The 26982-nt window shown below is 42.7% G+C and carries 23 protein-coding genes and 1 pseudogene; all 24 read left to right on the forward strand.

Annotation, left to right across the window (positions count from 1 at the left end):
* Positions 1-44 precede the first annotated feature (44 nt).
* Positions 45-1673, forward strand: a complete 1629-nt coding sequence (locus G006_RS0123430) for a tetratricopeptide repeat-containing response regulator (protein ID WP_020485666.1) — start codon at positions 45-47, stop codon at positions 1671-1673.
* A gap of 4 nt (positions 1674-1677) precedes the next feature.
* Positions 1678-2361, forward strand: coding sequence for a sensor histidine kinase (locus tag G006_RS0123435; RefSeq protein ID WP_020485667.1), 684 nt, complete (start codon positions 1678-1680; stop codon positions 2359-2361).
* Positions 2362-2472: 111 nt separating this feature from the next.
* The gene (gene rfbB, locus G006_RS0123440; protein WP_020485668.1) at positions 2473-3543 is read left to right on the forward strand and encodes a dTDP-glucose 4,6-dehydratase; all 1071 of its coding nucleotides are present in this window, start codon (positions 2473-2475) and stop codon (positions 3541-3543) included.
* Positions 3544-3567: 24 nt separating this feature from the next.
* Positions 3568-4464 (forward strand): dTDP-4-dehydrorhamnose reductase, encoded by an 897-nt coding sequence (gene rfbD / locus G006_RS0123445; protein ID WP_020485669.1) that lies wholly within the window; start codon positions 3568-3570, stop codon positions 4462-4464.
* Positions 4465-4466: 2 nt separating this feature from the next.
* The gene (gene rfbA / locus G006_RS0123450; RefSeq protein WP_020485670.1) at positions 4467-5351 is read left to right on the forward strand and encodes a glucose-1-phosphate thymidylyltransferase RfbA; all 885 of its coding nucleotides are present in this window, start codon (positions 4467-4469) and stop codon (positions 5349-5351) included.
* Positions 5351-5893, forward strand: coding sequence for a dTDP-4-dehydrorhamnose 3,5-epimerase (gene rfbC / locus G006_RS0123455; protein WP_020485671.1), 543 nt, complete (start codon positions 5351-5353; stop codon positions 5891-5893). Before rfbA ends, rfbC begins: the two co-directional genes overlap by 1 nt.
* 29 nt (positions 5894-5922) lie before the next feature.
* The gene (locus G006_RS0123460; protein ID WP_235048918.1) at positions 5923-6795 is read left to right on the forward strand and encodes an NAD-dependent epimerase/dehydratase family protein; all 873 of its coding nucleotides are present in this window, start codon (positions 5923-5925) and stop codon (positions 6793-6795) included.
* A 158-nt stretch (positions 6796-6953) separates the two neighbouring features.
* Entirely contained in the window at positions 6954-7781 is an 828-nt protein-coding gene (locus G006_RS0123465) for an ABC transporter permease (RefSeq protein WP_020485673.1), read from the forward strand.
* The gene (locus tag G006_RS27385) at positions 7782-9119 is read left to right on the forward strand and encodes an ABC transporter ATP-binding protein (RefSeq protein WP_020485674.1); all 1338 of its coding nucleotides are present in this window, start codon (positions 7782-7784) and stop codon (positions 9117-9119) included.
* 20 nt (positions 9120-9139) lie between these two features.
* Entirely contained in the window at positions 9140-9859 is a 720-nt protein-coding gene (locus G006_RS27390; protein WP_020485675.1) for a class I SAM-dependent methyltransferase, read from the forward strand.
* 31 nt (positions 9860-9890) lie between these two features.
* Positions 9891-10802, forward strand: a complete 912-nt coding sequence (locus G006_RS27395; RefSeq protein WP_020485676.1) for a class I SAM-dependent methyltransferase — start codon at positions 9891-9893, stop codon at positions 10800-10802.
* Entirely contained in the window at positions 10799-11905 is a 1107-nt protein-coding gene (locus tag G006_RS27400) for an FkbM family methyltransferase (RefSeq protein WP_020485677.1), read from the forward strand. The genes G006_RS27395 and G006_RS27400 overlap by 4 nt, the downstream gene beginning before the upstream one ends.
* Positions 11902-12819 carry a glycosyltransferase family 2 protein gene (locus tag G006_RS0123490; protein WP_020485678.1) on the forward strand — a complete coding sequence of 306 codons (918 nt, stop codon included), beginning with the start codon at positions 11902-11904 and terminating at the stop codon, positions 12817-12819. Before G006_RS27400 ends, G006_RS0123490 begins: the two co-directional genes overlap by 4 nt.
* Before the next feature lie 230 nt (positions 12820-13049).
* Positions 13050-14921 (forward strand): asparagine synthase (glutamine-hydrolyzing), encoded by a 1872-nt coding sequence (gene asnB, locus G006_RS0123500; RefSeq protein WP_026147256.1) that lies wholly within the window; start codon positions 13050-13052, stop codon positions 14919-14921.
* A 790-nt stretch (positions 14922-15711) separates the two neighbouring features.
* Positions 15712-16144: pseudogene (gene tnpA / locus G006_RS28085) on the forward strand (IS200/IS605 family transposase).
* 218 nt (positions 16145-16362) lie between these two features.
* A complete protein-coding gene (locus G006_RS27405) occupies positions 16363-18273 on the forward strand; it encodes an FkbM family methyltransferase (protein ID WP_020485681.1) in 1911 nt (636 codons plus the stop codon).
* Positions 18274-18286: 13 nt separating this feature from the next.
* Positions 18287-19513: a hypothetical protein gene (locus G006_RS0123510; protein WP_020485682.1), complete on the forward strand. Its 1227-nt coding sequence runs from the start codon at positions 18287-18289 to the stop codon at positions 19511-19513.
* 108 nt (positions 19514-19621) lie between these two features.
* The gene (gene rfbF, locus G006_RS0123515; protein WP_020485683.1) at positions 19622-20392 is read left to right on the forward strand and encodes a glucose-1-phosphate cytidylyltransferase; all 771 of its coding nucleotides are present in this window, start codon (positions 19622-19624) and stop codon (positions 20390-20392) included.
* Positions 20389-21480 (forward strand): CDP-glucose 4,6-dehydratase, encoded by a 1092-nt coding sequence (gene rfbG, locus G006_RS0123520; protein WP_026147257.1) that lies wholly within the window; start codon positions 20389-20391, stop codon positions 21478-21480. Before rfbF ends, rfbG begins: the two co-directional genes overlap by 4 nt.
* The gene (rfbH, locus tag G006_RS0123525) at positions 21481-22791 is read left to right on the forward strand and encodes a lipopolysaccharide biosynthesis protein RfbH (RefSeq protein WP_020485685.1); all 1311 of its coding nucleotides are present in this window, start codon (positions 21481-21483) and stop codon (positions 22789-22791) included.
* Between the two features lie 4 nt (positions 22792-22795).
* A complete protein-coding gene (locus G006_RS0123530; RefSeq protein WP_235048908.1) occupies positions 22796-23674 on the forward strand; it encodes an NAD-dependent epimerase/dehydratase family protein in 879 nt (292 codons plus the stop codon).
* Positions 23671-24693 (forward strand): GDP-mannose 4,6-dehydratase, encoded by a 1023-nt coding sequence (locus tag G006_RS0123535; RefSeq protein ID WP_020485687.1) that lies wholly within the window; start codon positions 23671-23673, stop codon positions 24691-24693. Before G006_RS0123530 ends, G006_RS0123535 begins: the two co-directional genes overlap by 4 nt.
* Positions 24690-26015: a lipopolysaccharide biosynthesis protein gene (locus G006_RS0123540; RefSeq protein ID WP_020485688.1), complete on the forward strand. Its 1326-nt coding sequence runs from the start codon at positions 24690-24692 to the stop codon at positions 26013-26015. The genes G006_RS0123535 and G006_RS0123540 overlap by 4 nt, the downstream gene beginning before the upstream one ends.
* A 20-nt stretch (positions 26016-26035) precedes the next feature.
* Positions 26036-26968: a glycosyltransferase family 2 protein gene (locus tag G006_RS0123545; RefSeq protein ID WP_020485689.1), complete on the forward strand. Its 933-nt coding sequence runs from the start codon at positions 26036-26038 to the stop codon at positions 26966-26968.
* Positions 26969-26982 lie beyond the last annotated feature (14 nt).

Below are 26982 nucleotides of genomic sequence, written 5' to 3' on the forward strand. Positions count from 1 at the left end.
TTTTATGGAGCCGATTTCTTGAGCGTTTTATTAGCCTTCCTGCCATGAGTTTTAGTTTAGCCGGCAAAAGTATCCTGATTGTCGAGGACAATCCTGTGTTCCGCAAAGCTATGCGCGACATGCTATACAGCTTGCAAGCCGTCACTGTCGTCGAAGCGGATAACGGCATTGCCGCGATCAATGCCATGAGCAAAAGCAGTTTCGACATCGTGTTGTGCGATTACAACCTGGGTGTGGGTAAGAACGGGCAACAGGTATTGGAGGAAGCCAGGCATCGGAATTTAATCGATTATCGCTGCGTGTTTATTTTGATTAGTGCCGAACAAACTACCAGTGCCGTGCTGGGTGTCATGGACAGCAAGCCCGATGAATATCTAACCAAGCCCTTCAATGCTCAGCAATTGATGAGTCGACTGACGCGTAATTTTGCCCGTAAGGAATTTATGGCCGGTATCGATAAGGCGCTGGCAGGCGGCAATTTGCCTAAGGCAATTCAGTTATGTGATGCATTGCTGCTGTCGGCGGACAAGAAAATGCATCTGCATTTGCTGAAAATGCGCGCCGAGCTGGCGATTTCCGCAGGCGATTTCGACAAGGCCAGACAGATATATCACGAAGTCTTGGAGCAAAGAGAGCTGCCTTGGGCTCGCTTGGGTTTGGGGGTGATCGACTTCCAAAACAACAACATCGAACAAGCGATTGCCGGTTTTCAGAGTCTCGTGGCTGACAATCCGATGTTGATGGAGTGTTACGACTGGCTTGGCAGGGCATACGAGGCTTTGGATCAGTACAACGATGTCGAAAGTGTTTTGCAGCAAGCCCTGCAATTATCGCCGCAATCGATACTTAGGCAGAAAAAACTGGCTGAAGCGGCGGATAAAAACGGTAATCTGGAAATCGCCGAAAAAGCCTATAAATCGGTGGTAAAGCTAGGCAAGCATTCCGTGCATCGCTCATGCAGTGATTTTTCCGGATTGGCTAAGCTGTATGCCAAAACCAATGCTGCCGACGACGCCTTGAAAATACTAGACGAAATGCGCAAGGAATACGCCAATCATCCCGAGGCGGAATTACGCGCCTCGACTGTGGAAGCGGATGTGTATAAAACTCTGGGTAACGAGGAGTTGTCGCAGAAGGCTTTGCTGAAAGCCGTGGATATATGCAGTCGCTTGGGTAATAAAGCGCCCAGGGACTTACAGTTGGAGGTGGTGAAAACCTGTTTCCTGAGCGATGAACACGATAAAGCCGAAGAAATACTTTACGACCTGATTCATGCGCATATCGACGACGAACAGTTCTTGAACGATTTGCGCCGTATGCAAAGCGGCATCGGCATGGATAATCACTCGGAAATCCTGATTCAAAAAACCAAGCAGGCTTTGATCGCGACCAACAACAAGGGTGTAGCGTTGTATAAGCAAGGTAAATTCAAGGAGGCCTTGGATCTGTTCGAACAAGCCATTCAGACCATGCCGGATAACAAAACCATCATTGTGAATATGCTGAAGATCATGATTCATGATTTGAAGGTTAATGAGTTTTGCGAAGAAAAAAATCAACGCATCAAGGCTTTAATTAACAAGGCCAAGCAAATTGGTGTTGATCAACATAAGCTGGGGATATTACAAATGGAGTATGCGAAATTGCGACAGCCTCAAGCGGTCAAGGCTTAAAATCATGCAAACCAATCCTAATAACAACAGCTTGTTTCCGACTATTCTCGCGTCCACCGTTCACGATATAAAAAATTCTTTGGGTACCTTGCTGGAGTTGGTTCGGCAAACTGCTGCCAAACAAGACGGCCCGTCTGCCGAATTAAATCAGTTGGAATTCGAAGCGGCTCGGATTAATCATAGTCTGATGCAGTTGCTGGTAATGTATAAGGTCGATTCGCAAAAATTTAGTTTGCATATTGAAGAATGCCCGGTGATCGATATTCTCGACGAAGCGATTCATCAACAGGCGCGCTTGGCTGGATTGCACAATATCGATCTACAAGTGGAGTGTAGCGATGATGAAATGTGCTATTGCGATAACGCCATCATCAGCAATGCGCTGGCAGCTGTCTTGAATAATGCTTTGCGCTATACCCACAAAACCGTTTTGATTGCCGTGGCTGAGGAGTATGGCTATCTAACCATCGCTATCGAAGACGACGGGGCCGGTTATCCACCTCATTTTTTAACCGCGGACTTAAACGATACGGCCGAATTGGATTGGGTGTCGGGAAATACCGGCCTGGGTTTGTATTTTGTTTCGGTGATGGCCGGCTTGCACAAAAATGCCGGGAAAAGCGGATTTGTGCAGATCGACAACGAAAGTCGTTTGGGCGGGGCCAAGTTTAAACTGTTTTTGCCTTAATGTTTACAGAATCACTAGAGACTGAGCGATGGTACTAAGGTACAATGGCCCCGATAAAATTAGCGTTTTTCGTCGGGCAGACGGTTAGAAAAATTAAAAAAATCTTTATATATGAGCATTTTAGTAACCGGTGGGGCCGGGTTTATCGGCAGCAATTTTGTATTGGATTGGCTGGCGCAAACTGACGAATTGGTCGTCAATCTGGATAAATTGACGTATGCGGGTAATTTACAGAATTTGGCTTCGCTACAAGGCGATACCCGCCATGAGTTTGTACAGGGCGATATTGCCGATTACGACTTGGTGCTAAGTTTGTTGGAAAAACATCAAATTCGGGCCGTGGTCAATTTTGCTGCCGAATCCCATGTTGATCGCTCAATTCACGGACCGGAAGATTTTATTCAAACCAATATCGTTGGCAGTTTCCGTTTGCTGGAAGCGGTGCGGCAATATTGGAATAACCTGGAGCAACAGGCTAAGCAGGCATTCCGTTTGCTGCATGTGTCTACCGACGAGGTTTACGGTTCTTTGGAAAAGTCCGATGCGCCGTTTGCCGAAACCAATCAGTATCAACCGAATAGCCCTTATTCCGCGAGTAAAGCCGCCAGTGATCATTTGGTGCGAGCCTATCACCATACATACGGTTTGCCGGTCTTGACCACCAATTGCTCCAACAATTACGGCCCTTATCATTTTCCGGAAAAGCTCATACCGCTGTGCATTCAAAACGCCTTGTCCGGCAAACCTTTGCCAGTTTATGGCGACGGGCAACAGATTCGCGACTGGTTGTATGTGAAGGATCATTGCAGCGCGATTCGCCGGGTATTGGAAGCAGGCGAACTCGGTGAAGTGTATAACGTCGGCGGCTGGAACGAAAAAGCCAATCTGGATGTAGTCAATACGCTGTGCAGTATTCTTGATGAGTTGCAGCCGCGCACCGACGGTAAATCTTACGCTGAACAAATTACCTATGTCACCGACCGGCCGGGGCACGACAGACGTTATGCCATCGATGCCGGCAAGCTGGAGCGAGAGCTGGGTTGGAAACCGGCGGAAACCTTCGAGACCGGCATACGCAAAACCGTACAATGGTATTTGGATAACCAAGCCTGGGTTGCCAATGTGTTATCCGGCGACTACCAGTCTTGGCTGGACAAAAACTATACCGGGCGCAATGCGTGATCAGTGCCTTGCATGGTTGATTGAATGAAAGTTTTACTGTTCGGTAAAAATGGCCAGCTTGGCTGGGAGTTGCAAAGGAGCTTGGCACCTTTGGGTGAATTGGTTGCGCTTGACAGATTCGATCAGCATTATTGTGGCGATTTAAGTAATCCAAACGGGATTGCCGAAACTGTTCGCGCACTACGTCCCGATGTCATCGTCAATGCCGCTGCCTACACCGCAGTGGACAAGGCTGAGTCGGAAAGCGAATTGGCGAATACCATCAATGCAGTGGCGCCGGGTACTTTAGCCGAAGAAGCCAAACGCATCGGTGCTTGGTTGGTGCATTATTCCACCGATTACGTGTTCGACGGCAGCGGGGATAAACCCTGGCGGGAAGACGATCAAGTGGGTCCGTTGAATGTCTACGGTCAAACCAAACTGGCTGGCGAACGAGCTATTCAAGCCAGCGATTGCCGGCATTTGATTTTTCGGACCAGTTGGGTCTACGCGGCCAGAGGTAATAATTTTGCCAAGACGATGCTGCGTTTGGCGCAAGAGCGTCAGCAGCTGTCGGTGATCGACGATCAAATCGGTACGCCAACAGGCGCGGAATTGCTGGCGGATGTCAGTGCCCATGCCATCCGTCATGCATTGAAAACACCGGAAGTGGCTGGGGTTTACCATTTAACCGCTAGCGGCGAAACCAGTTGGTACGACTACGCACACTTAGTGTTTGAATATGCCCGTCAAACCGGACTAGAGCTGAAAACTGAGAAACAATCGGTCTCGGCAATTCCCACCAGCGCTTACCAAACCCCGGCGCGGCGGCCGTTAAACTCACGATTGAATACCGAGAAATTGCAAAACGTGTTTGTTTTACAGCTGCCGGCTTGGCAGTTGGGAGTCGAGCGTATGTTGTCTGAACTCTACGGAAAATAAATATGAACCAGCGTAAAGGCATAATCCTGGCCGGAGGCTCCGGTACCCGGCTTTATCCGGTGACGAAAGCGGTGTCCAAACAATTGCTGCCGATTTACGATAAGCCGATGATTTATTACCCTCTCAGTACTTTAATGCTGGCCGGGATTCGCGACATATTGGTCATCTCCACGCCGCAAGATACGCCTTTATTTCAGCAGTTATTGGGCGACGGCAGCGATTGGGGAATCAATTTGCAGTACGCCGTGCAGCCCAGTCCGGACGGTCTGGCTCAGGCATTTATTATCGGAAAAGAATTTATCGGCTCGCATCCAAGTGCCTTAGTGCTGGGCGACAATATTTTTTACGGACACGACTTACATCTGCAGCTGCGCAAAGCTGGCGATCAGGAATCCGGTGCCACGGTCTTTGTCTACCACGTACAAGATCCAGAACGTTATGGTGTGGTGAGTTTTGATGCGCAGGGCAGGGCGACATCGTTGGAAGAAAAGCCGTTGCAGCCCAAAAGTAATTACGCAGTAACCGGTTTGTATTTTTACGATAATCAAGTGGTCGACATTGCCGCAGACTTAAAACCATCGCCGCGTGGTGAGCTGGAAATCACCGATGTGAATAGAGTTTATCTGGATAGACAACAACTTAGCGTGGAAATCATGGGTAGAGGATATGCATGGTTGGATACCGGCACACACGCCAGTTTAATCGAAGCCAGCAATTTCATCGAAACCATTGAAACTAGGCAAGGCTTGAAAATCGCTTGTCCGGAAGAAATCGCCTGGCGTAGTGGCTGGGTCGGCGACGAACAAATCGAAAAACTGGCCAAGCCGCTGGCAAAAAATGGATATGGGCAGTATTTACTGAGCTTACTGAATAAACAGGTGTTTTAATGCAGGCAACTAGACTTGCTATACCCGATGTCATTTTATTCACGCCAAAGATATTTGGTGATGAACGGGGTTTTTTCTTCGAGAGCTTCAACGAAAGAGTTTTTCAGGAGTTGACAGGTTTAAGCGTCAATTTTATCCAGGACAACCATTCCAAATCCCAAAAAGGTGTGTTGCGTGGTCTCCATTATCAATTACCCCCCAAAGCTCAAGGCAAACTGGTGCGGGTAGTACAAGGTGAAGTATTTGATGTGGCAGTGGATATTCGTAAAAGCTCGCCGTTTTTTGGGAAGTGGGTAGGGCAATTGTTATCTGCAGAAAACAAACAGCAAATGTGGATACCGGAAGGATTTGCGCATGGATTTCTGACGCTGTCTGAAACAGCTGAGTTTTTATATAAAACCACTGATTATTATGCACCGGAATATGAGCGTTGTATTATTTGGAACGATGCAAAAATTAATGTCAAGTGGCCAATTTTAGAGCCTCCGCATTTATCAGACAAAGATAGGCAAGGAATGTCTTTTTATGAGGGAATAGATTGAACTCTAGTCAAGAGAAAACTAGATCCGCCTTGGTTACAGGGGGGACCGGGTATATAGGATCGCGGCTAGTTAATAGACTTGTCAGAGATGGATGGGTAGTAAGTGTAATAGTTCGTGAAAACTCGTCATTGAATTTACTAGTGGCATCTTTACAAAAGCTTAATTGCTATACGTATGACGGATCTATGAATTGTATGCTTAATATCATGCAAATAGCAAAACCTGACATAGTATTTCATCTTGCTGCAGTAACTTTGTGCGAGCATGCCCCTGATGATGTAGATGCCATTCTGGATGCGAATGTTCGTTTTTCTACCCAGTTAATAGAGGCGATGTCGCGTAGCGCTATCAAAAGCTTTGTGAATACAGAAACTTTTTGGCAGCATTTCTCTGGCGCAGACTACAACCCAGTTTGTTTATATGCGGCAACGAAGCAAGCCTTTAGAGATATCTTAGTCTATTACATAGAGACGGGACAATTTAATGCGATTTCTTTGGTTCTGTATGATACGTATGGTCCGGATGATCCGCGTAAAAAATTATTATCATTTTTGATGGGAGCGAAAGAAACTAAAACTGAGATCGATATGACTTCCGGTGAACAAATTGTAGATATGACACATGTCGATGATGTGGTTGCCGCTTTTCTTCGTGCTGGGCAAATGTTATTGGATGAACAATACGAGGGATTTGGGACGTATTCAATTTCATCAGGTCAAAGAATGTCGGTTAGGCGGTTAGTAGAATTGTTTGTTAATGAGAGCGGTGTTTCCTTGCAACTGAACTGGGGGGGCAGAGCCTATCGATTGAGAGAGGTAATGGATCCTTGGATTGGCAATTCATTGCCTGGTTGGAAGCCGAAATTTGATTTGGTAACTGGAATTAGACAATTACTTCGTTGATATATCCGGTTAGTTGTCTTATTGAAGATAAATAAAATATTAGAGAAGGGAATGTTGTTTGGTGTTTTTTTGGTTGCTCATGTCATGAGACATTTGCTAAGTTACTAATTAGTGAGCTTAAACAACAGGCTAGTCATCGCAAACCAAATTGAAATTTCATGAAACATATTAGATATTTTAAAATATTATTTATTATTGGCCAGTTTTTTTTTGCTATTTACAATAAACGAAAATTAATCCTTAGTCTCTCTACTCGTAGTTTTAAAAGTAATTATTCAGGATCTGTCTTAGGGTTGGCTTGGGTAATTGCTGAACCTTTGGTCTATGTGTTTCTTCTTTGGTTTTTCTTCACAAAAGCTATGAAATTTCAGCCCCCGGAGGGGTATCCTTATGTGCCGTGGTTAATGTCGGCTATGGTGTTGTGGAATTTTTTTTCCCATGCTTTTTCTTCTTCAGCAAGTACATTTAAAAACCACGCATTTATCCTAAAAAAGCCAGAGTTCAATATGTCAATTCTGCCAATTGTAAGTATTCTAACCTCTCTTTATCTTCATGCTATATTCTTATTAATATTTTTTATATTGATGGGGATAACTGGAATAGGATTCACCTTGTATTGGTTTCAATCAATCTATTATCTATTTGCTACCGCTATTCTGCTTCTTGGATTCGCGTGGATAACGGCTTCGTTAAGTCTTTTTATTAAGGATGTGAGCAATATTATTGGCATATTATTGCAAATTGGGTTTTGGATATCACCTATTTTTTGGTCGCTTGATACCTTTCCTCCCAAATACCGCTTGCTGCTCGAGCTAAATCCTTTAAGCTACGTCATGGAGGGATATAGAAAGAGTTTTATTTACGGACAACCCTTCTGGAATGACTGGCGAGGGTTTATTTATTACTGGTCTTTTACCTTGATTATTCTACTTGTCGGAATGGTGACTTATAAAAAACTTCGGCCACATTTTGGGGATGTAATTTAAATGTCAGACATTGCGATATCTGTAGAAAATGTAGGTAAAATATTTAGAATTTATGATCATCCTGGAGACAGACTAAAAGAAGCGTTTTCCTTAAGCCGGAAAAAATTCCACACCGATTATCCGGCGCTTAAGGATGTTAGCTTTCAAGTTAAGAAAGGTGAATTTCTTGGTATTGTAGGCAAGAATGGAGCGGGAAAATCAACTTTGTTGAAAGTATTATCTAGGGAGATTACTCCGACAAGTGGGAGAGTCGCGATTAATGGTAATGTTTCGTTGCTTCAATTGGGGGTCGGTTTCGACCCTGAGCAAACTGGTGTCGAGAACGCTCGGTTTGCGAGTAAGTTACTTGGATATGACGATGACGAAATTGAAGGTATGATGGAGGAAATAATCGCGTTCGCGGACATTGGTGATTTTGTTTATCGTCCTGTAAAGACTTACTCCAGTGGTATGTATTCGCGGCTTTCTTTTGCAGTAGGTATCAATATTAATCCAGATATTCTTATAGCTGACGAAGTATTAGCTGTCGGCGACATGCGATTTTCGCAGAAATGTCTGCGTAAAATGCGCGAGTTTAAAGAACAAGGCAAGACAATAATCTTTGTTTCCCATGACATTCAGAGTATCAATGTTTTTTGTGATAATGCTATATGGATGAAGGATGGTGAGATATTAATGTACGGGGAATCAAAACGGGTGACAACGAGTTTTCAGAATTACATGCTGTTTGACAAGTTACCCGATGACTATAATGGGACTTTAAGTTCTAATTCTAGCTTGCAAAATGGCGCTCGTGATAATAGACCTCATGTCGAAAATTCGCTTTCCATTCCAATTGAAGCTTGTCAATACGCTGGAATAAATTGGCTTGAAAACCTAAGGAGTTTTCCATGCGTGGGAGATGGTAGAGTGGAAATTCAACGCATGGCTTTCATTTTGAATGAATCGAGAAAGAGCGTAAGGTTTGTTCAGGGAAACGAAGACGTAATTTTAATCCTGGATATTCTAGCTAAAGCGCCTGTAGATGCTCCTCAAATAGGTTGGTTATTGTATAACAGGCAGGGGGCAATCGCATTGCATACAAATAATGATATTTGTGGAAAATCACTTGATCCCTTGAAAGAAGGCGAGAGAATTATTGCTACTTTTCACTTTACATTGCCTAGTCTGGCTAATGGCAACTACATTTTTTCAATTGGATTACAGAGTCACAATGATATTGCACATAAGATTGATGATGTTTATGAATTCAGTGTTGCAAGAAACGATGTTAAGCGAACTCAATGTGGTTATGTAATTATTGAAAAAGAGCGCTTTGAGGCCACTTTTAGCAGTTAATTTTTAAGCCGCTGACTTATATGAATAGAGCTGTATTTAAACGAAATGATATATTAAAACCTATATCCGATTTTGAAGAAATTTTTCAGTTAGATAATGCTTATGTATGGGAGTATTTGAAGGGTACAAATGACACTCCAATAAGAGCACTAACTGATAAAGTAATTAATGCTTTGATGCCTTATTTGGAAAATGACGGAAAAATTATTGAGCTTGGGGCTGGTACTGATTTTTACAAGAGTATGGCGCCTGTTGGTCAAGAGTATTTAACTTCAAACTTTATATCTGGTTTTGATCTACAGCTTGATATGACAAATCTCGCTCTGGAGGACTCGTCGATTGATGCGTTCATTTCGCTTTATGCTATCGAGCATATCTTTGATTTTGAAAAGACTATTAAAGAAACTTATCGCTGTTTAAAGCCTGGAGGACGCTGTATTATAGTAAGCCCGTTCCTATATTATTATCATGCAGCTCCTGATGATTATTTTAGATTTACAATGAGCGCTTTGGAAAGATTATTTTCAGATTTTAATGTTTTAATTAAGCTCCCTTTGGGGAATAGAGAAATGCTAATGGCGGAATTTTATTTGGAATTAGATGTAATGGGTTTTGAGAGTTCTACAGTATCCAGGCTCATGCGTAGATTTATTGGTGCTTTGTTTTGTGCTAAAGGTATATCTGCTGGAAGTGATAGTAAGTTCGCTGCTGCTAATTTAATTCTATGTGAGAAAAAATAATGGTGATGCAAATGGCTAGAGTCTAAATAATATGGATGTGATAAAATTATTCCAAGAGTTTTTAATGGAGCAAGAGCGGGCGAAGAGTTTGCTTAGTGCGCAGTTCCCATCAGAAAAAATTGATATTTATCAGGATCGGATTGAGGATCTAATCGCAAATTTAAAAGTCCTCATGTATTATCAGATATCTCCGAATCAATTAGATTCTTTGTTGAAGTTAAATAAAGCCCATCGAAATTTCGATTTACTCAATGAGGTGGGGCTGGAATTAGAGGCTTATGGAAAAATTGCGGAAAACATTCAAACACTTTTGTATAAACAAGGCCAATTAAATACATTTAGGAGTAACAAGCCCGTAGATTATTGCGGGGACCCTATTCCTTGGATTACCTATCCAGCCTTAGAGTTTTTATTGCAATTTGATTACAAAGAGTGCGTTATTTTTGAGTTTGGGGCAGGGAATTCCACACTTTTTTGGGCTAAGCGAGCAAGAAATGTAGTTTCTGTTGAAACTGACTTTGAATGGTTTGAAGTATTACGTGAGCAAAAGCCGTTTAATGTCGAATTGACTCATATTGAAGATGCTGAAAAATTCGCTGAAAGTATTATTCAGTCTACTGAGAATTTTGATGTAATTGTAATAGACAGCTTGAAATACCGATACGGTGCAACGCTGAATGCTGTAAAAAGACTTGCACCTGGTGGGGTTGTGATTTTTGATAATTCAGACTGGTATCCAAATTCATGTCAGTTATTGAGAGATGCGGGTTTATGTCAGATAGATTTTCATGGCTTTGGCCCCGCTAATGGTTACACTTGGACCACATCGTTATTTTTCAAGGATGGAATCAAGCTTAAAAGAATTGCTAGTTCTCTTCATCCTGTCGGCGGTATTAATGTGCATCTCGATGATGATGAGCCAATATACATATATAGAAAATGAAAGCAAACTTAGAAGCAATTATTTTAAGAATCTTCAATAAGCTATTTTCCTGTAAGTTGGAATTGGATCATATTGAGTTCATCCGGCTATTGTGTAAAGAAAAAATATTTTTCAAGCAGGACGATGTCGAAGCCATCAAATTGGTGATCCAAGAAGGATTGCGCATCAATGATGATAATGTCGCTTCTATAGGGCTGGTGATCAAAGAAGAGCTTCGTATTGAAGAGAATAATATCGCTCCTATAGGGCTGTTGATCAAAGAAGAACTGCATATTAATGAGAATAATGTCGCTTCTATAAGATTGGTAGTACAGGAGGACTTGCGTATTACTAGCCGTAATGTTGGTCCAATAAAAGTCTTGATTGATGGGGTTACTAAGGATTCTGTATTTGGAACTCGCTTGAGTGTTGAGCTCTTTCGGCAATTAGATAAGATTGTGTTATTGAATCGGCTAGGCGATATCGCTGATTTAAGTGAAGGTATTCAGCTGTGTTACTCGCAAGAAGGTGAGTCGTTGATATTGGATCGTTTCTTCGATTTTCGCACTCAAGGTTTTTATGTGGATGTTGGTGCGCACCATCCTAAGCGTTTTTCGAACACATACTCAGCTTATAAACGTGGTTGGCGAGGTATAAACATTGATCCGACTCCAGGTGTCAAGGAACTGTTTGATGAAATTCGACCAGATGATATGTCATTTTCGCTAGCGATATCTAATGTCGAAGGAATTCAGGATTTTTATTTATTTAGTGAGCCAGCTCTAAACACATTCAGTAAAAGCTTGGCGGATGAATATCAGCAGTTGGGATACGAGCTTATCGAAGTACGTCCAATCGAGTCAAAGAAATTAGCTACTCTTTTTTATGAATGCCGAATAGAAAAAAAAATAGATTTCATGTCTATTGATGTCGAAGATCATGAGCTTCAAGTTCTCCAATCAAATGATTGGAGTGCGTTTCGCCCGGCAGTGTTGCTGGTTGAAATATTGAATTTCGACATGCTTCAGGCCGATTCTTATCCTGTCCACAGCTTTATTATAGATAAAGGCTATGTTTTATTTGCTAGGACATACAACACGCTATTCTATAAGGATGTAACATGACAGATCGTCACTTCAAAGAACCTAATTTGGAACCGGTAGTATATATATTGTTGCCAGTGCATAATCGTTGCAAAATTACTTTGGCTTTTGCTGAGTGCCTAAAAAAGCAATCATATAAGAATTACAGATTGATTTTGATTGATGATGGTTCAAAAGACGGAACTGCAGAATCCATACTAAAAGTACTCAGTAAAGTCACGGTTATTCGCGGAACGGGTGGCTGGTGGTGGGCTGGTTCGCTTCAGCAAGGGGGAAATTGGCTGAAGCAGAACAAAGTTTCCGGTAATGATGTAGTGTTGATTATGAACGATGATACGGCATTCGATGAAGAGTTCATTAACATTGGATTGCGCATTTTGAAAGACAATCCGAACGCATTGTTAACTGCGACTGGCTATAACCTCAAAACTGGCGAGCCTCAGGATTCAGGCGGATATATATTAAATTGGGCTGATCTCAGTTTTACTGAAACATATGATAATGCAGCGATCAACTGTACTTCGACGCGCGGTCTGATGGTAAAAGTGTCTGACTTTCTTGATGTGAATGGGTTTTATCCTAGATTAATGCCGCATTATTTGTCGGATCTTGAGTTTACTATGCGTGCGCAAAAAAAGGGTAAGAAACTGATAATCCATCCGCAATTCAGAATTGGGATTGATTTCGAGGCTACGGGACACAGAGAACTGGGTAAAGAATCCTTTTCGGAATATATCAAAAAGGTTTTTTCGAATCGTGCCGCAATGAACCCTGTCCACTGGAGCAACTTTATCCTGTTGCATTGTGATTCACGTTATATATTTTCAAATTTGAAGCGTATTTGGGGTGGAGTTTATCATCAAGGGATTCGCGATAGACTTATTCCGGAGATCAAGGATAAGTTTGGAGGGCGGAGTAAGGTTGATAAAGTCTAGGTAGAGGGGAGTTAACATGGAGACTATCATTTTGATAGTCATTAAAAATGAACTTACTCTCTCTGGTGAGAATAATATTTTTTTACAAATAAAGTATTTCTATGGTGTTGTAGTAGTAAGTTGGATTTCGATTTTTGAATTGTTCATAGAAATATAATGTTTTGATAGCATGAATTAATAATTAGATAACAGCTATCACATAATTACAAATTTTACTCTTAAATAAATACATGTGCGGAATTGCAGGAATAATTTCAAGAAGAATCGATTCTATTCAGACGGATTCGTGTAGTCGAATGCTCGGAACTTTGGTGCATCGTGGTCCGGATGGTCAAGGCGAATATCATGATGATCAGTTAGTTATGGGAATGCGGCGACTTAGTATTATCGACTTGCAAGGTGGCTGGCAGCCGCTTTACAACGAGGATAAGTCCTTAGTGCTTATCATGAATGGGGAGATCTACAACTACATTGAATTAACCGAGGATTTGAAAAAGCGAGGGCATATCTTCTCGACGCACAGCGATGGAGAAGTCATTCTACATTTATACGAGGAAGAACAAGAGGAGTGTTTGCGCCATTTGCGAGGAATGTTCGCGTTCGCACTGCTTGACAAAAACAAGGGTACAGTATTTGTTGCGCGTGATCGTATGGGAGAGAAGCCGCTTTACCTCTACGAAACTGGCGATGCCATCTATTTTTCGTCAGAGATGAAATCTCTATTAGCATCGGGGCAAGTGCCTCTCGAGCTAGAGCCGTCAGCCGTAAACGATTATTTCCATTATCAGTATGTACCAGAGCCAAAAACACCAATAAAGGCGGTTAGAAAGCTTCCTCGCGCCCACTATTTAAAAATATCCCTCTCAGATTGGAAAGTTGCACAGTATAAATATTGGGACTTGGAAGGCGTTGAGCCTGTTGAAGGTGATCCAGTCGAGTTGGTCCGCAATGAATTGGATACGGTTTGTGAGCTGCTGATCCGATCTGATGTTCCTGTAGGGGTAGCCCTTAGCGGTGGTTTGGATTCCAGTGCAATTGCCGCGCTTGCCGCAAAAAAGTATCCCGGTGCTATGCACGCGTTCAGTGTTGGGTATCCAGGGCGTCCTATTAACGACGAGCGCACTGCGGCTAAGGAACTTGCCGATATGCTCGGCATGCCATTCCACGAGATAGAGCTGGAAACGAGCGATTTGGTGAAGAACTTTGAGAAAATGAACTTCCATCGTGATGATCCCATCGCCGATATCTCGGGTTTTGGCTATTACTCCGTTAACAAGGCTGCGCGGGAGCAGGGTATTCCTGTGTTGCTTCAAGGGCAGGGTGGCGATGAAGTATTTTGGGGCTACCAATGGGTGAATGATGCGGCGGAAGCGAACGATAAAAGACGGGACAAACCCAGGCCAACATTCAAGCAGTTTGTCAAAACTTCATTGAAGGATCTCTTTGGTCGCAGGTCTGAAGCTCATTCGTCAGTAAAAGGCTATCGTCCGGTTTTTCATGAGTTGGCGCCTGATTTTCATATGGCGCTTGCGGATATCAGAAATTACTACACTGAGACATTTATTCAGGCCTTGGGTGATGCGTCGGCTTTCGATCTTTTTACTTTCGACAAGCCTTGGAAGTATTCCGATATATTAATAACTCGGCTCATCTGTGACACCTATCTGTTGGAAAATGGTATTGCACAGGGTGACAGGTTGAGTATGGCAAATTCGGTTGAACTGCGCCTTCCTTTTGTTGATTATAAATTAGTGGAGTTGGTTATCGGGCTGCGCAAAACACATCAAGCTAATCCTGATTACCGGCAATTCCCTAAGCCCTGGTTGCGTGGCGCAATGGAAGGTATTTTACCAGACTTCATTATTGATCGTCCGAAGCAAGGATTTGCGCCACCTGTAATCGAGTGGCATAACGAATTATTTAAGGCTTATGGCGGTTATCTTGATGGCGGTTATCTAGTTGAATCCGGAGTATTGACAGAAGAGGCGGGGGCATTGCTGGCTAGAGGTCCATTCCCTAGAGGGGCAATTGCTCCTATTTCTTTTAAAGCATTGGTGCTTGAGATTTGGTGTCGGGAGATGCGTGCTATCAGCAGTTTTTAATAGAGTCTTTTGCTTGGGTACCCGATGGCACGATTTGAAGAGTTTTTATCGGATCAATCAAAAGCGACTGTAAACTTATAGCACGGTTCTGTTTGTTGGTAGCGCAGCGATATAGTTAAAGGTTAATATTGTGTCAGATAGTTGTTGACAAAATCCTCATGTTTGAAAATTGCAATCAGAGATTGGTTGGCAAAACTTTTCGATAAGTTTAAGTGCAATGATATATAGCCATCTTTTTTGTGCGGACTTTTAAATATTCAAGTGGGATAAATCGTTAAGCTATATGGCGGATTGTACTTCGACCAAGGAGGCGCAAGCAAATGTTGATCCGTTTCAATAATGATATGACTTACCGGCTAAATCAGGGCTAAAGTGATGATGTGTTATGAATATCCATGAATGAAACGAGTTTGTCGAGCCTCATTTTCAATATCTTGTTGGTGATTTGGATGTTTTTTTATTTGGACTTAGTTCGGCTGGGAAATCTTCAGCTTGCAAAATATAAATAAAATAAATTGCATTTGGCAGAGTATATTAGGTGGGTATTACCTACAGCCTAATCTGAGTTTTAATGCTAATAGAAAGCTAGCTTTTTAAGTAACGGTTCTAATTTTACACATGAGATTATTTTTGTGTTTTTTCACCTAATTATTCGCGCGTGCTCACTATTAACCAAAAATGAGAAATCCCCCGGCTCTGCCGGGGAGACAGCTGAAGTTTGACATTTAGAGGAGTCCATCAGGACACTCGGACGCGTGAGCCGCCAAGCAAACGCGAAGAGGAGAGCCTGATGGACGAGAACGAGAGCTTAAGTCACTCGAAATGGGAGTGCAAATATCATGTGGTGTTTATTCCGAAATGCCGTCGCCGAACGCTGTACAAGGAGTTGCGTAAACATTTGGGTGAGGTGTTTCGAAGGCTAGCGAGCCAAAAAAGAGAGTCGAATATTGGAAGGTCACTTGATGCCGGATCATGTGCATATGCTGATTTCGATTCTGCCGAAATATGCGGTTTCACAGGTAATAGGTTACATCAAAGGGAAGAGCGCGATTCATTTGGCACGGGTTTATGGTGAAAAGAAGCGAAATTTTGTAGGCCAGCATTTTTGGGCAAGAGGTTACTTTGTATAGACCGTGGGTCGGGATGAGACGATGATTCGGGAATATATCCGGCATCAAGAACAGGAAGACCAGCGAATTGAACAACTGAACCTTTGGCAATGAGTCGCTGCTTATTGGCGGCTATTATGAAAGGGCCGCGTTAGCGACCCTATTTACGGCTTTGAGCGGTTCACAACATAAAGCCCCCGGCTTTGCCGGGGGATACTTTACTGATTCGCTAGTATTTCCCGAGGTCAGTGTCGGCATAATTCCTTTGTGTAAAAGTTAATTACTTCAATATTAGTTGCCAAATTCAAATTACAGAAAAAATTTAAAAAATTATGTTACAGAAATATATCAAAGAGCTTCAGGATTACGGTATTAATCTAATCGATATTGGGAGTAGTGGTTCGCTCGATACCAAATGGACACCCATCAAAGATTTAATTAATTTGGTAGGATTTGATCCTAACAAGGAAGAGTGCGAGCGTCAAAACAAACTCCCCTCACAATATAAAAGTTCTGTTTTTCTACCTTATGCCGTTCACGGGAAGGACGGCGTAGAAACCCTTTATATGACGAAAAGTATTTATTGCTATTCGCTGCTGAAACCGAACAAGCAATGGCTGGACCGCTTTTCTTTTCACGAACTTTTTGACGTCCAAGGAGAGGAGGATATTCAGGTACGTGCAATCAATAACATAGAGGAGCTGAAACAATTCTTGCCGGATGTTATCAAAATAGATGTGCAGGGTTTGGAACTACCAATATTTAGAAAGGCCGGGCGTCTACTTGATAGTGCATTTTATGTGGAAACAGAAACTGGTTTCACTGAGAACTATGTGGGGGAGACGACTTTTTCGCAGCTTGATGTGTTCATGCAGGCCAATGGCTTTTTGATGTTCGATATCAATGTAAATCATCGGGTACCTCGTAACAACCAATTCAAGGATCATCCTACGGGTAAAGAACAGATACTTTGGGCTGAAGCAGTCTGGTTGAAAGACTATGTCGGCCTTGATAGGCAAGGTAAATTTGACCCGCATGGTTTTACTGATCATAAAATTAAAAAGATTTTGACATTGTGCGCGCTTGCGCAATGTTATGACTTCGGTTTTGAGCTTGCTGAGTTTTTTCATTCTAAAGGCTTGTTTTCCAATCTAGATCTGGGAGCTTTAAGCTCGATTGAGGCATGGAAGTTGGATGGATCAGCTGATATTACAGAGAATATTGAGATCAAGTCTGATAGTGAATTGGTCTTTCCAAAGAGCTTTGAAGTAGATCTTGCACCTATCGTCTTGTTTGTATTTAACAGGCCGGACCATACTAAACGAACCCTTATTTCTCTTAAGAGCAATCCGCTGGCAAAAGAGTCGGAGTTATTTATATTTTCCGATGGCCCTCGCGATAAAAATGATGAAGCTGATGTAGATGCGGTTCGGAACTTGATTGATACTTTGGATGGATTTAAAAAAATTACGGTTGTTAAGAAAAATGCAAATTCTGGTTTGGCGAAATCTGTTATTGCTGGAGTAACCGAGGTTATAAATAAGTATGGTAAAGCGATAGTTGTCGAGGATGATTTATTGTTTTCGCCATATTTTTTAAGTTATATGAATGAGGCTCTATGTAGTTATGAAGAAGACGTAAGGATTTTTTCTGTTGGTGGATATAGTCCACCAATTCCTATGCCGGATGATTATAAAGAAGACTCTTACTTGTCTTATCGGTGTTGTACATGGGGTTGGGCAACATGGCGGGATCGGTGGGATAGGGTAGATTGGGATGTAAAAGATTTTGATCAATTTATCAATGATCCGAGTCAAGTGGAGCTGTTCAATCGAGGTGGTGACGATATGTCTCAAATCTTCAAGCAGCAAATGGAAGGAAAAATCAGTTCGTGGGGTATTCGTTGGGACTATGCGCATTTTAAAAATGATGCATACTGTTTTAGGCCATCCCATTCAATTGTTGGAAATACAGGCAATGATGGTTCTGGCGTACATTGTGCGCCGACTGATGCGTTTGACGTTTCTATCAACTTACAATCGACTTTTGTATTTCCGAAGGCAGGGCAGTTGCAATTGGATGAAGAAATCAACGGCAGGTTTGCTACTTTCTACGACGGTAGGCCGAGAAACGGTTCTGTTCTAATAACCTCATTGGTGAAGACTTCTTTGTTTAGAAGGATGGCAAGAAGGGCGCTGAAAAGAGCCCCCGTTCTGAGAAAATTTTTGGTGTGGCGGAGCTAGCGGATTTTAAAATATGAGAGAAATTAATGAATCCCGTTTTACTTTGCCTCTTGTCATTGTTTCTGGTATTCCTGCAGGAGATAGCGGGACAGGTCGGCTTGTAGCTCATTTGCAAGAACGCATTTTCGAACTGGCTGGAAAACGGATTAAGTTGGTTTCAAGGCCAGAACGACCTGCTCTGTGGCAGATTCAACTCTGGCTACGCAATAAAGCTTATCGCAATTGTATGAGAGAGTTGCTACGCTACATTTTATTGCTTGCTCGATTCTGGTATGGATTGTCTTGTGTTTGGGTTAATAATAATCATAAGTTAATTTTGCTCCATCCCCAGAATTTGGGATATCGCCTTGCGCTTCAATTGCTTGAGTCTCGTAAACACGCTTCGCTAATTTATCTGCTTGATAGTTCTTTCTTTTGTATTGCGAGTTATAACCATTTAAAGGGTGATAATTCCTCTTGTCTACGTTGTATAGAGCATGGGTTTGATCAGGTAGCTAAAAATGAGTGTAAGCCATTCCCGTTACTTGATTGGACAGCACTAAAATTCGCTCCACGTTTGTTGGAATTGGTTGGTTCAGGGCGTGTGAATGTAGCTGCACAAAGTAGGCGTCAGGCTGAACTAGCGCAAAGGCACTTTGGATTGAAAGATTTGCCGAGGGTGATCGGATTATGGACTCAAGATTGGGATGAATTGTTTTCCGAATGGGTGAATTTATCGTCGAACACTGTTCCGACAGCATATTCTTGGGACGTTTTATTCCACGGTCATTGTGTTGATGCTAAAGGGGCGAGTTGGACTGCCAAAGTCGCTGAGCTTTCTCCCGAAATAAGGTTTATGTTTCCTTTTTCAAAGCCGGATTGGTTTGCTGCACCGGCAAATTGCAGTTTTAGGCCGTGTACTTGGGAGAGTGGACTTTACGATGAAATCAAAAAATCTAGGTTTGTTATCGTTCCATCGTTATGGTCTGCGCCTATAGAAGGAGCCTTAGTGAAGAGCATTGTGTGCGCGAATGCGGTGGTAGTAGTTGATAATCGAACCAGTTTTTGTGATGAACTTCCCGAGGGGGTTGTGTTGAAATTGTCTGCTGATCCTATGACTGGTGCCGAGGAGTTAAAGAGAGCATGTGCGAGCAATTGGTCTCCCAATACTGACGTGAGAGCGCAATGGATCAACGAATTTGCTTTAAAAAAGATCAATTTTGTATCCGATTTAATAGAGGCAGCGTTAGTAGTCCAGTGAGGCTTGATTATTGTTAAAATGATGGTTTTTAAGTATTTTAGGGGTAGGTTGTTAGGTGTATAGGATATTAATAATTAGTGATTTTTATCGTGCCGAGGAAGATACTTAATGAAAGCAGTTATTCTTGCTGGCGGGTTAGGAACACGTCTTTCTGAAGAGACCTCAATTCGTCCAAAGCCCATGATTGAAATTGGGGGGCGTCCGGTTCTTTGGCACATCATGAAAATCTATTCTACTCATGGAATCAATGATTTCATTGTATGTCTGGGGTATAAAGGCTATCTAATTAAGGAGTATTTTGCGAATTATTTCCTACATATGTCTGATGTGACATTTGATATGGTGCATAATCGTACCGAGATACATCAGAATGATGCAGAGCCTTGGCGGGTTACCTTGGTGGATACGGGCGAATCAACGATGACCGGTGGTCGTTTAAAGCGTATAAGGCAATATTTGGGCGAAGAGGATTTCTGTCTTACTTATGGTGATGGTGTTGGTGACATCAACATTACAGAACTAGTCGCATTCCATCGAGCGAAAAAAAGACTGGCGACATTGACTGGCGTACAACCACCAGGGCGATTCGGTGCATTAAATCTGGACGGAACTCGTGTCGCTAGTTTCGACGAGAAGCCACACGGCGACGGGTCTTGGATCAACGGTGGTTTTTTCGTACTATCGCCTAATGTGATTGATTATGTAGAGAGTGATGCTACCGTTTGGGAGCGAACGCCAATGGAAAGGCTTGCCGAGGAAGGTCAGTTGTCCTCGTTCCTTCATAAGGGATTTTGGCAGCCGATGGATACGCTGCGAGACAAGCTGTACCTTGAAGATTTATGGCAGTCTGGTAACGCGCCTTGGAAGGTTTGGCGATGAATCTCCAATTTTGGAATGGTAAACGGGTCTTGTTAACTGGCCATACAGGCTTCAAAGGGAGTTGGTTATCGCTTTGGTTACAGTCCATGCAGGCCAAAGTTGTTGGTTACGGATTGACGCCACCGACAAAACCTAGTTTGTTCGAAGTAGCTGATGTGGTGAAAGGGATGACAAGTATTATTGGCGATATTCGCGATCTGGAGAAATTGCGAGGAGTTTTCTCAGAATATCAACCCGAAATAGTAATTCATATGGCCGCACAACCTTTGGTTCGGTATTCCTATAATGAGCCGGTAGAGACTTACTCAACGAATGTGATGGGTACGGTCAATTTGCTTGAAGCAGTGCGCTATACCAATAGTGTAAAAGCAGTCGTCAACGTTACCAGCGATAAGTGTTACCAGAACCGCGAATGGGTGTGGGGTTATCGCGAGAACGAGCCGATGGGGGGTTACGATCCCTATAGCAATAGCAAGGGTTGTGCAGAACTGGTAACAGCCGCTTATCGCAATTCCTATTTTCATCCGGATAAATATTCCGATCACGGCGTTTCACTTGCTTCAGCCAGAGCGGGCAATGTAATTGGTGGTGGCGATTGGGCGGAAGATCGACTGATTCCGGACATCATGCGAGCGATTACTCAAGGGCGGCCGGTCAATATTCGTAATCCTCACGCCATTCGTCCTTGGCAGCATGTATTGGAGCCGTTGTCAGGCTATTTGTTGCTGGCCGAGTTGCTCTATGACTCTGGACCAAGCTATGCGGAAGCCTGGAATTTTGGGTCGAGCGAGGACGATGCCAAACCCGTACAATGGATAGTGGAAAACTTGACTACGAGCTGGGGTGAGGGCGCGGATTGGATTTTGGATGAAGGTAATCATCCACACGAAGCACATTATCTCAAGTTGGATTGTGCCAAGGCAAAAATGCATTTGAGCTGGCGTCCTAGATGGGATCTGGAAAAGACATTGACTTCGATTGTCGAGTGGCACAGAGCATATCGTGACAAAAGCGACATGTGCGCATTAACCTTGCAGCAGATTGATAATTACAACAGGGTTTTCAAAAACACCAAGCAGGAATTTTAAGTGGATAAAACAGAGTTGAAGCAGCAAATATTCAATCTGGTAGAGCAATATAGTGAGTTACATTTTGCGGAGAAATCGTTTCTGGCCGGAACCAGCAGTGTTCCGCCTTCTGGAAAAGTACTCGGTGCCAGCGAACTAAAAAACATGGTCGAAGCCTCTCTCGATGCTTGGCTAACGACGGGAAGATTTAACGAAGCGTTTGAAAAGCGTTTTGCTGAATTTGTCGGCGTACCATATGCATTGACGACCAATTCAGGTTCATCAGCAAACTTATTAGCGTTTACCGCATTGACTTCGCCCAAATTAGGTGAGCGTGCCTTAAAGCCGGGGGATGAGGTTATTACCGTAGCTGCGGGCTTTCCCACTACCGTCAATCCGATTTTACATACGGGCATGGTGCCGGTGTTCGTCGATGTGGAGCTTCCGACTTACAATATCGATCCGCAAAAAATTGAAGCTGCAGTGTCGGAGCGCACTCGTGCCATCATGATTGCTCACACCTTGGGTAATCCGTTCGATCTGGACACAGTAATGGCTGTAGCAGACAAACACAATTTATGGGTTATCGAAGACTGCTGCGATGCGCTCGGGTCGACCTATAAAGGCCAACATGTTGGGCAGTTCGGCCACATTGCTACTTGCAGTTTTTACCCGGCTCACCATATTACAATGGGTGAGGGCGGCATGGTGTTTACCAAGGATCGCAAGCTGCGAAAGATAATCGAGTCGTTCCGCGATTGGGGACGAGATTGTTATTGCGCTCCGGGTTGTGACGATACCTGCGGTATGCGTTTCGGTTGGCAATTAGGCACCTTGCCTAAGGGCTACGATCATAAATACACCTACTCGCATTTGGGCTACAACCTGAAAATCAGTGACATGCAGGCCGCCTGCGCTCTGGCGCAGATGGATCGTTTGCCTGAATTTATTGCGATACGTAAACGGAATTTTGAGTATCTTAAACAGCGCCTACATTCCTGTGAACAGTTTTTAATTCTGCCTGAGGCGACTCCAAATAGCGATCCTTCCTGGTTCGGTTTTCCGATTACATTGCGGGAATCCGCTGAGTATATCCGCGTCGATCTGCTGAAATATCTGGACAAATATAAAATAGGTACGCGACTTTTGTTTGCTGGCAACCTAACTCGTCAACCTTATTTTCAAGACAGGGTTTATCGTGTTAGCGGCGATCTCAACACTACCGATCAGGTAATGAATAATACGTTATGGATTGGTGTGTATCCTGGTTTAACTGAGGAAATGTTGTGTTTTGTTGGTGACAAACTCGAAAAGTTCTTTGGTGTGAGTTAATAGTTTGAGTTTGCGTGTTTTGCTTACTGGAATAACTGGCTTTTTGGGTAGTCACTTAGCTACTGAATTGCTCAATAAAGGCCACGAAATTGTTGCCCTGAAACGAAAGTTATCTCCTATGACACGGGTTTCCTCCAAGTTTTCCAATTTATCATTGCAAAACTTGGAGGAAACCGATCTTTCCGAATTATTTTATGGTTATAAACAATTTGATGCAGTGATTCATACCGCTACTTGTTATGGCAGAAATGGTGAGGATTCTTGTCAAATATTAGAAGCAAATTTGCTCTTCCCATTAAAGTTAATGCAAGCTTCTGCGGATGCAAATGTTGGATTATTTGTTAATACCGATACTGCATTGGATGAATATCTTAATCCATACTCACTTTCAAAGGTACAATTCACAGACTGGGGACGATATTTTGCAAGAAAAAGAAAAATTCAGTTTGTGAATTTGAAGTTAGAGCATTTTTACGGAACTGGTGACGATAATTCAAAATTTACTGCTCACGTTATCAATAGTTGTTTAGCTAATGTCCCGGAGTTAGATTTAACATTGGGAGAGCAGAAGCGGGATTTTATTCATATCGATGACATCGTATCTGCATATTCTTTAATACTGGAAAAAAGAAGTGCATTGGAAGATTGGTTTTTAGAATTTGAAGTGGGCAGTGGCACGGCTGTTACAATCAGGCAGTTTGTTGAAACTGTACACAATCTAACCGCGTCGAATACCCGATTGAATTTTGGCGCATTGCCTTATAGGTTTGGTGAAACAATGTTTTCGCAGGCAAATACCGAAGCTTTGCGAGCTTTGGGATGGCATTGTCATTACGAGCTTCTCGAGGGTTTGCAGTTGATAATCCAAAGGAGTAAGCAGTGAAATTGTTAGTTACGGGCGGATGCGGCTTTTTGGGTAGCAATTTGGCAGCGGATGCGCTTTCTCGTGGCGATGAGTTGTTGGTTTTCGATAGTCTCTACCGCAACGGTTCACGCGCAAATTTGTCATGGTTACAAACTCAAGGAGAATTCCTGTTCGAGCATGGCGATATTCGCAATCAGAATGACATTACCCGGGCTATCCAGTCATTCAAACCAGATTCGATATTTCATCTCGCTGGACAAGTGGCCATGACCACATCTATTGCTAATCCGCGCATGGATTTCGAGGTCAATGCAATCGGGACGCACAATCTGCTGGAGGCTGTCAGACAATATTCGCCGGATGCGGTTGTAGTGTATTCCTCCACCAACAAAGTGTACGGCGATTTGGAACAGTATTCTTATACAGAGACCCAAACGCGCTATCAATGCAACGAATACCCCAATGGCTTTAACGAAAATGTACCGTTGGAATTTCATTCTCCCTATGGTTGTTCCAAAGGGGCTGCCGATCAATACATGCTTGATTACGCGCGTATATTCGGGCTTAAGACCGTAGTTTTTCGTCACTCATCAATGTATGGCGGTAGACAGTTTGCCACCTACGATCAAGGCTGGGTTGGCTGGTTTTGTCAAAAGGCTGTGGAAACTGTCAAAGGCCTGAGTAAAAAGCCTTTCACTATTTCCGGTACGGGTAAACAAGTACGTGATGTGCTTCATGCTGAAGACATGATACGTCTTTATACAGCGGCGCTGAGCAATATCGATAAAGCTAAAGGGCAAGTGTTTAACGTCGGCGGCGGTATAGAAAACAGTCTGTCTTTGTTGGAGCTGTTTGAATTATTGGAAAAGATCGTTGGCGTTCGGCTTAATTACGATCAATTACCTGTGCGGGAAAGCGATCAACGCGTGTTTGTTGCTGATATAAGCAAAGCTAAGCGCCTGCTAGATTGGCAACCTCAAGTCACGGCACCTGAGGGCGTGTCGGCCATGGTGAAATGGGTTGACCAATCGCAATGACTGACACAGTTTCCAGCGAGCGTACCCGAAATTATTTACGGCAGATAAAAGTATCGGTGATTTACAAAGCCGTGAGCATGGCGGCATCGTTTTGTGCAATTCCTTTGATGATTGATTATCTTGGGCAGGAGCAGTTCGGTGTTTGGTCCACACTACTTACCGTGATGTCCTGGATTGTGTTTTTTGATCTAGGCATCGGCAATGGTCTTCGCAATAAGGTGGCAGAAGCCCTGGCGAATAATGATCGTTTAGAAGCTGTTCATTACATCTCATCGGGTTACAGCTTGATTGGTGTGATAGCGCTGATAGTGTGGGCGGTAGTTACCAGCGCCTCATTTTTTATTCCTTGGCAAATGGTCTTTAACTCCCAGGCAATTCCGGAAGAGACGTTGCTCATAACAGTGCAAATCTCGGCATTTTTTATATTGTTAAATTTTTGGATTGGTTTGATTAGTGCGCTACTTGGCGCGGTACAAAAATCATCATTGATTGCTCTAGGTCCGTTGATTTCAAACATACTTACGTTAACTCTTATTTTTGTTTTGACGAAATTAACTGATGCCTCGATTTGTAATCTGGCGGTTGTTTACGGTGTTTCAATGGTTATCGCCAATTTAATATTGAGCTTCAGGTTTTTTCAATATAACCCTGAGTTACTTCCAAGTTTTTTTTGGGATAAACATCATATTCGCCCTTTATTGTCTGTGGGTATGCAGTTTTTCGTAATCCAGCTTGCTGTATTAGTGATATTTACTACCGATAAGTTGCTGATTATTCAGCTTTTCGGTCCTGAATACGTAACGGAGTATGAAGTTGTTTTCAAGCTATTTAGTATGATTAGTTTTGCTCATGCTTTGGTTTCTGCGCCACTTTGGTCTGCCTATACGGAGGCATACCATAGAAATGATACTTCTTGGATTAGGAGCATGTTGCGGAAGCAGCTAATGGTTTTGCTTTGTACAGCGGTGCTTGTGTTAATCCTGGTATTCACGGCGCAATTTCTTGTGTCAGTGTGGATAAGTCCTGAGTTGAATGTTTCATTTTTTTTGATTATTGCGATGGGCTTGTTTGTGCTTATATCAAGTTGGAATAATGTTTTTGCAATGCTTGTAAATGGTATTGGTAAGATCAGAGTTCAACTTTATGCAGCAATAATTGCAATGTTAATTAATATTCCTTTGGCTCTATTCTTTACAAATCAGCTAGGTTTAGGTTCGTATGGTGTTGTATTGGCAACCTGCATAAGTTTGCTTTTTGTGGGTATTGCTCTACCGATTCAAGTGCTATACCTAATTCGTAACCAAATTTGGGTGTTACGGTAATTAGTTCTGTTGTGGCGGATATGCCGAAAGTTAGCATTCTAATTCCTGTATATAATCGGGAGAAATTCATTTCTGAATGTATCCAATCTGCATTGGATCAAACATTCGCGGATTTCGAAGTTGTAGTGGTTGATAACGCGAGTGATGATGGAACGTGGCAAATATGTCAGCAGTTTGCGGCAAAAGACCCACGAGTTCGTATTTTCCAGAATGATACTAATATTGGTCCAGTAAGAAATTGGCTGGCCTGTGTAGAAAAAGCACGAGGCGAATATGGAAAAATACTGTTCAGTGACGATTTGATGTTTCCACGATTTCTTGAACATACCCTTCCTTTTTTTGAAAATCCGGATGTGGCTTTTGTTTCAACTGCGGTAAAAATTGGTACTTCTCCGGATTATGGAAAGACTAATTTTTCATTATCCATTAAGGATCAATATATTTCGTCGGCAAGATATTTTCAATTTTTACTAAACGCCAGGGTTCCATTCTCACCGGGGTCAGCTATTTTTCGTATTGAGGACATTCGGAAAAATCTACGGCTATCTTTTCCCACGCGGATTCCTCGTGATTTCACATTAAACGGAGCTGGGCCGGATGTTTTGTTGTTTGCATTAACCGTAGCAACTTATAAGTCTGTAGTGATGCTTCCAATGGCGGATGTATTTTTTCGCTCTCATCCAGATTCGTTTACCACACTAAATAATGAAAATGAAGTAGAAAAAGGTTATCGGGCAGCATTGGCATGGTTTTTCGCAGAGAAATTGCCAGGAAATTATTGGGCAAAGTATGTTGCTCGCTCTTGGTTGTCCAGAGTTTTGCGCACACGGAAGCTAATTTCATTAACTAAACATTGTTATGAATATGAAGGAACTGGAGAGTTTTATGAGGCATTAAGGGTGTTGGGGATAAGCTTGTATATAGCTACTATTGAAATTGCAGGGTTACAATAGTGTATTGATGCGTA

Source organism: Methylomonas sp. MK1, assembly GCF_000365425.1.
Classification (GTDB): Bacteria; Pseudomonadota; Gammaproteobacteria; order Methylococcales; family Methylomonadaceae; genus Methylomonas.

Coding starts and splice junctions, on each gene's coding strand:
- G006_RS27405 (WP_020485681.1), top strand. CDS start 16,363: ATGTTACAGAAATATATCAAAGAGCTTCAGGATTACGGTATTAATCTA.
- G006_RS0123430 (WP_020485666.1), top strand. CDS start 45: ATGAGTTTTAGTTTAGCCGGCAAAAGTATCCTGATTGTCGAGGACAAT.
- rfbA (WP_020485670.1), top strand. CDS start 4,467: ATGAACCAGCGTAAAGGCATAATCCTGGCCGGAGGCTCCGGTACCCGG.
- rfbB (WP_020485668.1), top strand. CDS start 2,473: ATGAGCATTTTAGTAACCGGTGGGGCCGGGTTTATCGGCAGCAATTTT.
- G006_RS0123465 (WP_020485673.1), top strand. CDS start 6,954: ATGAAACATATTAGATATTTTAAAATATTATTTATTATTGGCCAGTTT.
- G006_RS27385 (WP_020485674.1), top strand. CDS start 7,782: ATGTCAGACATTGCGATATCTGTAGAAAATGTAGGTAAAATATTTAGA.
- G006_RS27400 (WP_020485677.1), top strand. CDS start 10,799: ATGAAAGCAAACTTAGAAGCAATTATTTTAAGAATCTTCAATAAGCTA.
- rfbF (WP_020485683.1), top strand. CDS start 19,622: ATGAAAGCAGTTATTCTTGCTGGCGGGTTAGGAACACGTCTTTCTGAA.
- G006_RS0123435 (WP_020485667.1), top strand. CDS start 1,678: ATGCAAACCAATCCTAATAACAACAGCTTGTTTCCGACTATTCTCGCG.
- rfbD (WP_020485669.1), top strand. CDS start 3,568: ATGAAAGTTTTACTGTTCGGTAAAAATGGCCAGCTTGGCTGGGAGTTG.
- rfbC (WP_020485671.1), top strand. CDS start 5,351: ATGCAGGCAACTAGACTTGCTATACCCGATGTCATTTTATTCACGCCA.
- G006_RS27395 (WP_020485676.1), top strand. CDS start 9,891: ATGGATGTGATAAAATTATTCCAAGAGTTTTTAATGGAGCAAGAGCGG.
- G006_RS0123540 (WP_020485688.1), top strand. CDS start 24,690: ATGACTGACACAGTTTCCAGCGAGCGTACCCGAAATTATTTACGGCAG.
- G006_RS27390 (WP_020485675.1), top strand. CDS start 9,140: ATGAATAGAGCTGTATTTAAACGAAATGATATATTAAAACCTATATCC.
- G006_RS0123510 (WP_020485682.1), top strand. CDS start 18,287: ATGAGAGAAATTAATGAATCCCGTTTTACTTTGCCTCTTGTCATTGTT.
- rfbG (WP_026147257.1), top strand. CDS start 20,389: ATGAATCTCCAATTTTGGAATGGTAAACGGGTCTTGTTAACTGGCCAT.
- G006_RS0123545 (WP_020485689.1), top strand. CDS start 26,036: ATGCCGAAAGTTAGCATTCTAATTCCTGTATATAATCGGGAGAAATTC.
- asnB (WP_026147256.1), top strand. CDS start 13,050: ATGTGCGGAATTGCAGGAATAATTTCAAGAAGAATCGATTCTATTCAG.
- G006_RS0123490 (WP_020485678.1), top strand. CDS start 11,902: ATGACAGATCGTCACTTCAAAGAACCTAATTTGGAACCGGTAGTATAT.